Origin of the sequence: Lysinibacillus sp. Y5S-8, from assembly GCF_036894365.1 — a bacterium.
Lineage (GTDB): Bacteria > Bacillota > Bacilli > Bacillales_A > Planococcaceae > Lysinibacillus > Lysinibacillus fusiformis_D.
The window spans coordinates 459,104-471,372 of the sequence record NZ_CP145889.1; the positions used below are offsets into that span (position 1 = coordinate 459,104).

Here is a 12,269-nt window from a genome sequence, read left to right on the forward strand (position 1 = left end):
TGTGCTTGCACAAAGCAGTCCTTTCCGATTCCGTGACACCCGCTGAACAGTAGCTTAAATCAGCACTCATCTCACCATCTATAAAGTTGGGAGACTTCTGCTGAAAGAAGTTAAATAGCATGAATAAGGGGGATCTTCATGGCAGAGCTTGTGTATCAAACCATTGGTCAGTTGCTAGATGAACAATCTAAAAAGTATCCGCAAAACGAAGCGTTGGTCTATGCTGATAGGGGTTTACGCATGACTTATGAGCAGCTAAATCGTCAAGCACGACTCGTGGCGAGGGGTTTAATGGCTTTAGGAATTGAAAAAGGTGACCATATCGCAGTATGGACAACAAATGTACCTGAGTGGGTGCAGCTTCAATTTGGTACGGGGAAGATGGGTGCTCCTATCGTTACGGTAAATACCAATTATCGTGCAAGCGAGTTGGAGTATCTATTAAAACAATCTGATGCCAAAACGATTTTTTTAGTTGAAAATTATCGAGACCATTCTTTTATTCATACACTGCAAGAGTTATGTCCAGAGCTTGAACATTGTGAACCAGGTAATTTGCAATCAAAGCGACTACCTTTATTAAAAAATGTTATTTTAATCGGCGAAACCAAATATCCAGGTGTACTCAATTGGTCAGATGTTTTGACTGCTGCTGAGCAAGTAACCGAGGAACAGCTAGATCAAAGAGAGCAATCTCTTCATTATGATGATGTCATTAATATTCAATATACATCTGGTACAACAGGCTTTCCTAAAGGTGTGATGTTAACGCATTTGAATTTAGTCAATAATGCAGTCAACATTGCAGAATGTATGCAGTTAACCGCAGAAGATCGTTTATGTATTCCAGTGCCATTTTTCCACTGCTTTGGTTGTGTCATAGGGACATTAGCCATTACAACGAGTGGCGGCACGATGGTACCAGTACAAGAATTTTCACCTGAAGAAGTACTAAGGACCGTTCAGCAAGAACGATGTACAGCATTACATGGCGTGCCAACGATGTTCATTAGCGAACTTAATTTACCGAATTTTGCGTCTTTCGATCTGTCAACTTTACGGACAGGAGTAATGGCGGGTTCAAACTGCCCGATTGAGGTCATGAAAGCAGTCATAGAGAAAATGGGCATGAAAGATATTACAATCTGCTATGGCCAAACGGAATCATCACCAGTTATTACACAAACTAGAACGGATGACCCGTTAACATTAAAAGTGGAAACGGTTGGTCGTGCGTTACCAAATTTAGAAGTGAAAATTGTTGTTCCTGGTACGACTGAGGAGGCCCCAACAAATGAACAAGGAGAGCTATGTACAAGAGGCTACCATGTCATGAAGGGCTACTATAAAAACCAAGAGGAAACAGAGCTTGCTATTGATGAGGCTGGCTGGCTGCATACTGGAGATTTAGCAACGATGGATGAAGCGGGCTATATCCGTGTAACTGGACGGTTGAAAGATATGGTTATTCGTGGAGGCGAAAATTTATATCCGAGGGAGATTGAGGAGTTTCTTTACACGCATCCCAAAATTTCAGACGTACAGGTTGCTGGTGTCCCTGACCCTGTATATGGAGAAGAGGCGGCAGCTTGGATCATTTTAAAAGATGGCGAACAGGCAACAGAGGAAGAAATTCGAGATTATTGTAGGGACAAAATTTCTAGACATAAAATTCCGCGACATATTTTCTTTATCGATAACTATCCTATGACTGCATCTGGAAAAGTTCAAAAATATAAATTACGAGAAGATTTTGTTATGACCGTAAAGTAAGGAGGGGCAGTGACTATGTTCAACAAGGTATTAATTGCAAATCGTGGGGAGATTGCTAGACGGGTAATCAGAACATGCAAGCGTCTAAATATTCATACGATTGCTATTTACTCAGAGGCAGATGCTGATAGCTTACATGTAAAAGATGCGGATGAAGCTTATTGTGTAGGGAAGCCACCCGTTGCACAAAGCTATTTAAACATTGACCGCATTCTTGAAATTGCAAAAGAGAGTGGCGCAGAGGCTGTTCATCCAGGCTATGGTTTACTATCGGAGAATGTGAATTTTGCGAGACGTTGTACAGAGGCAGGTTTAGTGTTTATCGGACCAAGTGCGGAAGTCATTGCGTCAATGGGCAGTAAATTAGAGGCACGTAAAACAATGCAAGCTGCTGGCGTGCCTATTGTAGAAGGAGTAGAGGCTCCTGTAAAGGATGTTGCAGAAGCTACTGAAATCGCTGAACGTTTAGGTTATCCAATTATGTTAAAAGCATCTGCTGGCGGTGGTGGTATTGGGATGCAGCTAGTTGACAATGCCGAGGAGCTGGCTAAAGCATTCGAGGGAAATCAAAAGCGTGCGCAATCATTTTTCGGTGATGGCACGATGTATATGGAGCGTTTTATCGCTAATCCTCACCATGTAGAAGTGCAAATAATTGCCGATCACCAAGGCAATATAGTTCCGTTATTTGAACGGGAATGCTCTATTCAACGAAGAAATCAAAAAGTGGTGGAAGAAGCCCCATCACCGTTCATTTCACAAGAGACAAGAGATAAGATGCTAGAGGCTTCAGTGAAGGCTGTGAGACACATTGGATACGTCAATGCTGGAACGATCGAGTATTTGGTGGATAAAGATCAAAACTTTTATTTCTTAGAAATGAATACAAGATTACAGGTAGAGCATCCAGTCACAGAGGAAATTACAAAGCTTGATTTAGTAGAAGAGCAATTAAAAATTGCGGCAAAACTACCTCTTACATTTACTAGGGAAAGTATTACTAAAGATGGGCATGCGATTGAAGTGCGTATATACGCAGAGAATCCCTCCACATTTTTCCCTTCTCCAGGTACCATTACGGTTCTTGAATTACCAACAGGCGAAGGGGTTCGACATGAATGTGGTGTAGAGACTGGTTCAGCAGTCACACCATTCTATGATCCAATGATTAGTAAATTGGTGGTGTGGGGAGAAACAAGGGAGATTGCCTGTGAGAGATTAATCCAAGCACTGAAAGCGTATAAAGTGGAGGGTATTCAAACGAATATTCCGATGCTGTTAAAAACCGTTACACATGAACAATTTTTAAAAGGGAATACAACGACTAAATTTGTAGAGCAATATTATTTACCGCAATTAGCAGAAACGAAATAACAACTTTCATACATTCGTGCTTCTTGGAAGGGCGAATGTATGACTAAAATTAGGAGTGAAGGATAATGGCAACAGTAAAAGCAAGTATGGCAGGTACAGTGTGGAAAATCGTCGTAACAGAAGGAGAGAAAGTGACGGCAGGCCAAGATGTAGCTATTTTAGAGTCGATGAAAATGGAAATTCCAATTGCAGCAGAAGAGGATGGCGTGGTAACGAAGATCATTGCCAATGAGGGAGACTTCATTAACGTTGACGATGATATTTTAGAAATTGAATAAGAGGAGGCTTCTTTAATGCAGCTACCTAAGCATGTCATGATCAAAGAAGTTGGTCCCCGTGATGGTTTACAAAACGAAAAAACGCATATTACAACAGTTGATAAAGTACAATTAGTGAATTTATTGAGCCAAACAGGACTAACTTACATTGAAGTAACTTCATTTGTTCATCCGAAATGGATACCTCAATTGGCCGATGCTGTTGAGGTTCTTCAAGCTATTAAACGGCAGAAGGATATTACCTATGCAGCGCTTGTACCTAATATGCGTGGCTTAGAACGTGCATTACAGGCTGAAGTAGACGAAGTAAGTATTTTTATGTCTGCTAGTGAAAGTCATAATCAAAGCAATATTAATAAAACCATTGACGATACATTTCCTATATTAGAGGAAGTAGTAATGGGGGCTAAGGCTGCAAAGAAAAAAGTTCGAGGTTATATCTCAACGGTTATTGGCTGTCCATATGAGGGGTATATACATCCTGACAAAGTACTACGTGTAACAGATAAATTGTTGGAAATGGGTGTGGCTGAAATATCGCTTGGTGACACAATTGGTGTTGGCGTGCCAACACAGGTTGAGTATCTTTTAGAGGCATTATTAAAAAGGTACGATGCTGAAAATTTTGCCATGCATTTTCATGACACACGTGGAACAGCGCTAGCTAATATTATGAAATCCTTAGAGATGGGTATTATCAAGTTTGATAGTGCGCTTGGCGGATTAGGGGGCTGTCCATATGCTAAGGGCGCTTCAGGGAATGTAGCCACAGAGGATCTATTATATTTATTCGATGAGATGGGCATTGAAACAGGAATAAATCGACAGAAAGTGCTAGAGGCAGCACTCTTTATTGAAGAGAAATTGGGCAAAGCGGTTGCATCGAAGCAAATGGCTATTGTCCGTAATGAAAGGAGTGCAAACCAACTATGACACAACTTGTTCATTTTGAATTACTAGAGGGCAGCATTGGACTGATTACCTTAACAAGACCAGAAGCTGCAAATGCTATGTCTGTTCAGTTACTTCGTGAGCTGTCCGACATGCTCGATCAAATCAATGGAGATCCAGCAGTGCGTGTTGTCCTACTGACAGGTGCAGGGGAAAAGGCATTTTGTGCAGGAGCAGATTTAAAAGAACGTAAAGGAATGGCTGATCGACAAGTGAAGCAAATCGTACAGTTGATTGGTGCGACTGTGGCAAAAGTTGAGACACTTGCTCAGCCTGTCATTGCTGTACTAAATGGGGTGGCATTTGGCGGTGGATTGGAGCTGGCATTAGCTTGTGATCTACGTATTGCCGCTACACATGCAAAGCTTGGTTTAACAGAAACATCACTCGGTATTATCCCAGGTGCTGGAGGAACACAACGACTTCCACGACTAATTGGCCTTGGCAAAGCAAAGGAATTAATTTATACAGCACGTAGGTTGAGTGCGGCGGAAGCCAAAGATTATGGCATTGTTGAGTATGTTTATGAGGAACATGAGGTAATGGAAAAGGCACAACAACTTGCGCTGGAAATGGCAAAAAATGCACCACTCTCTCTAGTGCAAGCTAAAGTCGCAATCAATCAGGGTGTTGAGGTAGATTTAGCTACCGGGTTAAAAATTGAATCACTAGCATATAGTGCACTGATCCCAACAGAAGACCGATTAGAGGGCTTGTTAGCCTTCCAAGAGAAGCGAGCGCCACAATATTCAGGGAAATAAAGCGCTAAAAATGATTTTGGTGTAATTGATTGGGCAAAGGGAGGAAATAAACATGAGCAATATCTCGACAGAAAATACGCCACCTACAATGAAGGACAAAATTTTAACAGGTGGTTTACCAAAATATCATGATAAAAATGCACAACAAGGCAAGCTATTTGTACGTGAACGTCTTGAACTATTACTAGATGATGGTCTTCAATCAGAGGATGGCCTCTATGCAAACTGTTTAGCAGGGGATTTACCAGCTGATGGTGTTGTCACAGGTATAGGTAAAATTCATGGTCGCACGGTATGTGTGCTAGCTAATGATTCTACTATTAAAGCGGGCTCTTGGGGAAAACGCACAGTTGAAAAAATGATTCGTATTCAGGAAACAGCTGAAAAGCTGAATTGCCCATTACTATATTTAGTCGATTCAGCAGGTGCGCGTATTACAGATCAGTTAGAAATGTTCCCAGGACGCAGAGGAGCAGGACGCATTTTCTACAACCAAGTCAAGCTGTCAGGGAAAGTTCCACAAATTTGCTTATTATTTGGTCCTTCCGCAGCAGGCGGTGCTTATATACCTGCATTTTGCGATATCGTTGTCATGGTAGAAGGAAATGCTTCTATGTATTTAGGATCACCTCGAATGGCGGAAATGGTTATTGGGGAGAAAGTAGATTTAGAGACAATGGGTGGCGCAAAAATGCACTGTTCTGTATCAGGCTGTGGAGATGTGCTTGTCAAAACAGAACAGGAGGCTATTACGTATGCTCGTAAATATTTAGGTTACTTCCCGAATAACTATGCTGAGCGCAGTAAGATAGAGGCACCTAAACCACCTGCTTCATTTGATAAATCTATTGAAGAGTTAATTCCACAAAACCAAAATGTTCCTTTTGATATGTACAAATTAATTGAACGTATTATCGATGAAGATTCATTTTGTGAAATCAAAAAATTATTTGCACCAGAATTAATTACAGGTCTTGCACGTATTAATGGGCAATCCGTTGGGATCATCGCTAACCAACCTCGTGTCAAGGGAGGCGTGCTATTCCACGATTCGGCTGATAAAGCAGCGAAGTTCATTTCACTTTGTGATGCATTCAATATTCCGCTGTTATTCCTAGCTGACGTTCCTGGTTTTATGATTGGTACTCAGGTAGAAAAAGCAGGAATCATCCGTCATGGTGCGAAAATGATATTTGCCATGAGTGAGGCGACTGTTCCTAAGCTAACGGTCATTGTGCGTAAAGCGTATGGTGCAGGTCTATATGCCATGGCAGGACCTGCCTTTGAACCAGATTGCTGTATTGCTTTGTCAAATGCACAAATTGCCGTAATGGGACCAGAGGCTGCTGTGAATGCTGTTTATGCCAATAAAATTGCAGAGCTTCCAAAAGAAGAGCAAGCAAGCTTCATTGCTGAGAAACGTAAAGAATACCAAGAGGAAATTGACGTGTATCGATTAGCATCAGAGCTAATCATCGATGATGTCATTGAGCCGAATGAGTTACGCAAGGTGTTAGAAAATCGCTTAGAGCTTTATATGTCCAAATACTTATTATTCTCACAACGTAAGCATGGGGTAAACCCAGTATAAACATACTTATTGAAAGGCTGTCTCTGCTGTTAAGAGGCAGCTTTTTTTGAATGATTAATTTTTTCAGCTACTTGCATGCCATAGAGCAGCATATTAAAATATGGGAAGGAATAAAGGGAAGTGGGTGTTAAGCTTGTCTAAAAACAACATAACGGATGTTCACGGTAATGCCAAGCTCCCATTACCGTATCGAGATGTCATTGATACATATTATTTGCCCCTCAAGGTCATGGGGTGGATCTTATTTAGCATCTATTCATTTATGGCTTTTTATAAATTGGTCATTGATCGCTTAGTAAATGTAGTAGTTGTTTTATTGCAAGGCGATTATTCTATCGGCGACTTAGGTTTGTTTGATTATAGTAGTTGGCGACTAACTACTAATTTTGTTCCCTTTGAAACGATTCTCCGCTATATAAACTACTCTCAATATTTTAATTGGGATATCATAATCGTTAACCTTCTTGGCAACTTATTAATTTTTACTCCAATGGGTTTTTTATTGCCATTATTGTCGAAAAAATTTCGCAAAGCATGGGTCATTATTTGTTTGGGCTTTTTTGCTAGTCTTGCTGTAGAAACCATTCAATTCATTTTTACAGTGGGCTCAGCGGATATTGATGATTTAATTTTGAATACGATTGGCGCATGGCTTGGCTATATAGCTTATAAAGGGATCTTAATTAGACCTAAAAAATGAGAAAGCAGTCCTGTTTTAAGGGCTGTTTTTTGCGTTAATAAAAACTTTGTTTAAAGAGTGCTTACTGTAAAATGAATGTAAGGATTATACGCTTAAAAATAGAGCCTTTATACCTACCTCTAAAAATAATTAGTATCTCTTTAGGTGGTTAGTATTAATTTTTGCTTGAATTTAATAGCGAAAATTCCGATAATGAGTGTACAGAAACTGTTCAGACGGTATAGATATAGTGAAAGAAGATATTTTCATATCTAGTATCTTATTAGCATATGAAGATAGAAGGGCGAGGTGAAAACTATGAAAATATCAAATTTAAGGGAGCAAGAGAGAATTTCATCGCAATATAATCGTAAAAAAATCTTGCAGCGAAAAGAAGCCGGAGAAGCTTATCGCAAAAATGCGATGTATTTTCAGCCAAAGAAAAATCCAGCATTGCTTGAACTTGAAAATCTACTGTTAGGGCGTACCGATCAAGATTTATTTGAGCAGCAACAAGAAAAGTCAAAAGAAGTTACTCCTCAACAGCAAGCCATAATGGAAGACTTGCGGCAAACAGAAAAGAATGTACGTGCTCATGAGCGATCCTATAAAGAAGGTACTAGTGATAGCGCAGAATCTTCTACTGTCGCCAATCCAGAGCAAAATGACACCTTGCAAATTTTAGAGCAGGTGCGACATGCCGCATTAGCATCGACAGAGCCTTCTCCTCAAGATTTACGGGTGGCACAAAGCGTGAATGCGCAAATACAACATATATTAAACGATTCATATACTGAAGAGGGCAAAATAGACGAAGAAGAGCCATCCTTTGTACGTGACATCATGGAAGTGAAGGTTCCTGAACGTTTCTCGAAGGAATTGAAATTGGATCCATTTGCAGATACAATTTTCGGTAAGAACTATGAGACTGCATTTAAATTAAGAACATTCCATCAGGTATCGGAAAAATATGCGGCTCATGTTCAAATGACGAAAAATGGCTATCGTCCAGACACGGACTCTATGTTCTCTTTGATAGCCTGATGCTGTAGATAGGAGATTATTGACATGGCAAAGGCAAAGCATGCGAAAACAAATGCAATTCGATTATTAGAACAACAAAAAATCCATTTTGATGTGATTGAATATGAAACGGGAGACGGTCAAGTTGATGGTGTCTCTGTTGCAGAAAAAATTGGTCACCCTGTCACGCGTGTATTTAAAACATTGGTAGCAAAGGCAAGCGCACAAAAGCTATTTGTATTTATCATTCCAGTGGCAGAGGAGCTGGATTTAAAAGCTGCCGCAAAGGTAGTAGGGGAAAAGAAAATCGAAATGCTAGCGGTAAAGGATTTACTTGGTTATACCGGTTATGTACGTGGCGGATGTTCACCAGTGGGGATGAAGAAGTTATATCCAACAGTAATAGATGAATCTGCCCTAGGGCAAGATAGTATTATTGTGAGTGCGGGGAAAATAGGTATGCAAATCCATGTTCAGCTAGACGACTTGAAAAATATGACAAAGGCACAGCTTGCCCCTATTACAACTACCCATGCATGAGAGAATGGGTAGTTTCTTTATGTATAATGGACAATCAAGTACAAGCGCGGTCTCTCAATTTTTTATAGAAAATGTGATACAGTTAGAGCAATATCATGCATAGAGAGAGGGATAGGAAATGCGTAAGATAATGGGGTGGCGTTGGACATTTTTTATTAGTGGCCTAATTGTGATGTCACTTGGTATCACGATGTCCATAAAGGGGAAGATTGTTGGCACAAGCCCTTGGGATGTCTTGCATGTTGGGTTATTTCAAAATTTTGGGTTAAGTATTGGGACATGGTCTATTATAACAGGGCTCTTTATAGTTGCTTCAACATCGATTGTGTTACGTGAATGGCCAAAGATAGGCACTTGGCTGAACATGCTGCTCATCGGCTCCTTCATTGATGTATTTAATTTGGTGCTGCCATCTACTGATGTTTATGGCTTACAGATTACATATTTTATCATTGGTTTATTTGTTTTGAGTTTTGGCTGTGGGATGTATATTGCACCGAATATGGGTGCAGGTCCACGAGATACTTTAATGATGATACTTGTTGAGAAGTTTGGTGGCTCGATTAAAACAGCCAGAATGGGCATCGAAGTTCTGGTGACCATTGTTGGCTGGCTTTTAGGAGGACCAGTTGGCGTAGGGACAGTATTAATCGCTCTAACCTCAGGCTATATTGTGCAATATTCATTACCGTATTGTCGTAAAATATTAATGAAATGTATTGGGAATATAGAAGGAATGAAGCCATTCTATTAAACGATGAAGCTACTTAGATCTGTAAAAGATAGAAGTAGCTTTTCATCTTTTTTAGCGTTCTTTCATATAATGCAGGGCAGAAGCTAAAGGAGGAACGACATTTGAATGGAAATGTAACGTATTATTTTGGACACGCATTGACTGGGCAAGGTGTGAAACATTTATATAAAGAGATGATAGAAGAGGCGGAGCTTGTTTACTTTTTGCAAGGTGCCCCCACATTTAAAGGATCAGAGCTGTTAAAAGAGCTAGGGTATTTTTATGTGAAGCAGGGCTTTGCAGTCGAATGGTTTAAGCATGCTTTATTAGAGGAAGTAGTTGAGGCCGTTTATGTAAAGGGCTGCAACAGACTTTTTGTATGGGCCTCTGAATGGAATATCGAGCCAACTTTACTCGGTACAAAGCATCGCGTCATGTCCTTTTATGATTGTTTAGAGGAAGTACAGCTTGAAAAGGTTGGGGAGCAGCTTGCTGAGGCGATGCAGGAGCGTGCAACTTGGCGTGAAAAATGTATTGCAAAGCTGGATCAGGCAATCAAGCTTCATGATGACTGGGAGATTATCACGCAAAGCTGTATGAACTGGCAGGCATTAAATGAACAAGTGGAAAATTTAAAGACAGAAGTGTTCCAGTCAATTGTTTTAAATAAAACGGGTATACGGACACATCGTTTACTTGGAACATTAACGCCTAGAGGTGCGGAAAATACCGTTGAAAGTATTACAAAAAGTATAACGACTCGCTTCATGATTAAAGGTAAGCCTGGTACAGGTAAGTCTTCATTAATGAAGGGTTTAGCGGATGAGGCCAATGCTAGAGGTCTTGATGCACAAATTATATGGTGTGGTTTAGATGCAGGTTCAGTGGATATGGTCATTATTCCAGAGCTTAATTTCTGTATCTTTGATAGCACAGAGCCCCATGTCTTTGATCCACAGGATGGTAGATTAGGGGACAGGATTTTTGATATTGGGCAACATTGTGCACTTTCAGAGGAGGCAGAAACAGCAATTGAGGCAGTTCGAGCACACTACAAAGAAGCTATCCAGGATGCAATGGGTCATTCAAAGCGTTATGCTGAAGCCGAATATACAATCCGCCGTCTAGTGGATAATTGTCTATCCGCATCCCTATGGCGTGAAAAAACAGCGCCATTATTCGAAAGATTAACAAAGTAATGTAGCTAATGGCTTGCATGTGCTAAACTAGGAGCTAGAACAGTTTTCCTAGGAAAGGATGATACGCTTGTCAAAAGTATTGAATGCATTTTTAGATGAAAACCTACAAGCCTTACATGAACAAGGCTTATACAATGAAATTGATCCAGTAGAGGGAGCTAATGGCCCGATTATTCAAGTCCGTGGCAAAAATCTTGTTAACTTATCCTCTAACAACTATCTTGGCTTAGCAACAAATGAAGAATTAAAGCGTATTGCCAAAGAGACAATTGATAAATACGGTGTTGGTGCAGGTGCTGTTCGTACAATCAACGGGACACTTGATTTGCACGTTAAATTAGAAGAAAAGCTTGCTGAATTTAAAGGAACAGAAGCGGCTATTTCTTATCAATCTGGCTTTAATTGTAATATGGCAGCCATTTCAGCTGTGATGGATAAAAATGATGCGATTCTATCTGATCAATTAAACCATGCCTCTATTATTGATGGTTGTCGTTTATCAAAGGCGAAAATCATTGCGTTTAATCACTCCGATATGGATGATCTACGTGCTAAGGCAAAAGCAGCTAAAGAATCAGGATTATACAATAAAATCATGGTCATAACAGATGGTGTATTCTCAATGGATGGTGATATTGCTAAATTACCTGAGATTGTGGAAATTGCTAAAGAGTTTGATTTAATTACGTATGTCGATGATGCACATGGTTCAGGTGTAACAGGTAAAGGCAAAGGAACTGTGAAGCATTTTGGATTAGAAAAAGAAATTGACTTCCAAATTGGTACACTATCAAAAGCTATTGGTGTTGTAGGTGGCTATGTAGCAGGTAAGAAAAATTTAATTGATTGGCTGAAAGTTCGCTCTCGTCCATTCCTATTCTCAACAGCTCTACCACCTGGTGATGTAGCAGCCATTACAGCAGCTGTACAAATGCTGATTGATTCAACAGAGCTACACGATAAGCTTTGGGATAATGGCAACTATTTAAAAGCTGGACTGGAGAAGCTTGGCTTTAATATCGGTGCATCTGAAACACCGATTACGCCTTGTATCATTGGGGATGAAAAGCTGACACAGGAATTTTCAAAACGTCTTTTTGAAGAAGGCGTTTATGCAAAATCAATTGTTTTCCCAACTGTGCCAAAAGGTACAGGACGTGTTCGTAATATGCCAACGGCGGCACATACAAAAGAAATGCTGGATGATGCGATTGCGATTTACGAAAAAGTTGGTCATGAATTAGGCGTTATTCAATAAGAAAAAGGCTTCCTCATGGATGGGGGAGCCTTTTTGTGTGATAGAAAGTTGAAAGTGGTGGATAAAAGTGAAAAAATAGTCGATAGTAGCTCATAACTGATCGATAGCC

General features: G+C 40.2%; 12 protein-coding genes. All 12 read left to right on the plus strand.

Going from position 1 to position 12,269, the window contains the following annotated elements; all coding sequences use genetic code 11:
- The first annotated feature begins 138 nt into the window (after nt 1-138).
- The 12 genes from V6670_RS02180 (at nt 139) to V6670_RS02235 (ending at nt 12,160) form a co-directional block, all read left to right on the plus strand.
- Nucleotides 139-1,773: an AMP-binding protein gene (locus tag V6670_RS02180; RefSeq protein WP_338652389.1), complete on the plus strand. Its 1,635-nt coding sequence runs from the start codon at nt 139-141 to the stop codon at nt 1,771-1,773.
- Nucleotides 1,774-1,788: 15 nt separating this feature from the next.
- The gene (locus V6670_RS02185) at nt 1,789-3,147 is read left to right on the plus strand and encodes an acetyl-CoA carboxylase biotin carboxylase subunit (protein WP_338652391.1); all 1,359 of its coding nucleotides are present in this window, start codon (nt 1,789-1,791) and stop codon (nt 3,145-3,147) included.
- Between the two features lie 65 nt (nt 3,148-3,212).
- On the plus strand, nt 3,213-3,425 hold the full coding sequence (locus V6670_RS02190; protein ID WP_004225532.1) for an acetyl-CoA carboxylase biotin carboxyl carrier protein subunit: 213 nt from the start codon (nt 3,213-3,215) through the stop codon (nt 3,423-3,425).
- 15 nt (nt 3,426-3,440) lie between these two features.
- The gene (locus V6670_RS02195; RefSeq protein ID WP_338652393.1) at nt 3,441-4,358 is read left to right on the plus strand and encodes a hydroxymethylglutaryl-CoA lyase; all 918 of its coding nucleotides are present in this window, start codon (nt 3,441-3,443) and stop codon (nt 4,356-4,358) included.
- On the plus strand, nt 4,355-5,137 hold the full coding sequence (locus tag V6670_RS02200) for an enoyl-CoA hydratase (protein ID WP_338652394.1): 783 nt from the start codon (nt 4,355-4,357) through the stop codon (nt 5,135-5,137). The genes V6670_RS02195 and V6670_RS02200 overlap by 4 nt, the downstream gene beginning before the upstream one ends.
- Before the next feature lie 52 nt (nt 5,138-5,189).
- Complete coding sequence (locus tag V6670_RS02205; RefSeq protein WP_058843613.1) at nt 5,190-6,728, plus strand: acyl-CoA carboxylase subunit beta; 1,539 nt, start codon at nt 5,190-5,192, stop codon at nt 6,726-6,728.
- A 124-nt stretch (nt 6,729-6,852) separates the two neighbouring features.
- Nucleotides 6,853-7,428, plus strand: coding sequence for a VanZ family protein (locus V6670_RS02210; RefSeq protein WP_338654439.1), 576 nt, complete (start codon nt 6,853-6,855; stop codon nt 7,426-7,428).
- Nucleotides 7,429-7,725: 297 nt separating this feature from the next.
- Entirely contained in the window at nt 7,726-8,451 is a 726-nt protein-coding gene (locus V6670_RS02215) for a hypothetical protein (protein ID WP_141903936.1), read from the plus strand.
- 24 nt (nt 8,452-8,475) lie between these two features.
- Nucleotides 8,476-8,970 (plus strand): Cys-tRNA(Pro) deacylase, encoded by a 495-nt coding sequence (ybaK, locus tag V6670_RS02220; RefSeq protein ID WP_036117473.1) that lies wholly within the window; start codon nt 8,476-8,478, stop codon nt 8,968-8,970.
- 118 nt (nt 8,971-9,088) lie between these two features.
- Nucleotides 9,089-9,724 (plus strand): YitT family protein, encoded by a 636-nt coding sequence (locus V6670_RS02225; protein ID WP_141903934.1) that lies wholly within the window; start codon nt 9,089-9,091, stop codon nt 9,722-9,724.
- Nucleotides 9,725-9,825: 101 nt separating this feature from the next.
- Nucleotides 9,826-10,902 (plus strand): nucleotide kinase, encoded by a 1,077-nt coding sequence (locus V6670_RS02230; protein WP_141903933.1) that lies wholly within the window; start codon nt 9,826-9,828, stop codon nt 10,900-10,902.
- Nucleotides 10,903-10,960: 58 nt separating this feature from the next.
- Nucleotides 10,961-12,160 carry a glycine C-acetyltransferase gene (locus V6670_RS02235; protein ID WP_338652397.1) on the plus strand — a complete coding sequence of 400 codons (1,200 nt, stop codon included), beginning with the start codon at nt 10,961-10,963 and terminating at the stop codon, nt 12,158-12,160.
- Nucleotides 12,161-12,269 lie beyond the last annotated feature (109 nt).

Bases quoted from the DNA above. Each gene is read 5' to 3' on its own strand.
- V6670_RS02180 (WP_338652389.1), top strand. From the start codon at position 139: ATGGCAGAGCTTGTGTATCAAACCATTGGTCAGTTGCTAGATGAACAA.
- V6670_RS02185 (WP_338652391.1), top strand. From the start codon at position 1,789: ATGTTCAACAAGGTATTAATTGCAAATCGTGGGGAGATTGCTAGACGG.
- V6670_RS02190 (WP_004225532.1), top strand. From the start codon at position 3,213: ATGGCAACAGTAAAAGCAAGTATGGCAGGTACAGTGTGGAAAATCGTC.
- V6670_RS02195 (WP_338652393.1), top strand. From the start codon at position 3,441: ATGCAGCTACCTAAGCATGTCATGATCAAAGAAGTTGGTCCCCGTGAT.
- V6670_RS02200 (WP_338652394.1), top strand. From the start codon at position 4,355: ATGACACAACTTGTTCATTTTGAATTACTAGAGGGCAGCATTGGACTG.
- V6670_RS02205 (WP_058843613.1), top strand. From the start codon at position 5,190: ATGAGCAATATCTCGACAGAAAATACGCCACCTACAATGAAGGACAAA.
- V6670_RS02215 (WP_141903936.1), top strand. From the start codon at position 7,726: ATGAAAATATCAAATTTAAGGGAGCAAGAGAGAATTTCATCGCAATAT.
- ybaK (WP_036117473.1), top strand. From the start codon at position 8,476: ATGGCAAAGGCAAAGCATGCGAAAACAAATGCAATTCGATTATTAGAA.
- V6670_RS02225 (WP_141903934.1), top strand. From the start codon at position 9,089: ATGCGTAAGATAATGGGGTGGCGTTGGACATTTTTTATTAGTGGCCTA.
- V6670_RS02235 (WP_338652397.1), top strand. From the start codon at position 10,961: ATGATACGCTTGTCAAAAGTATTGAATGCATTTTTAGATGAAAACCTA.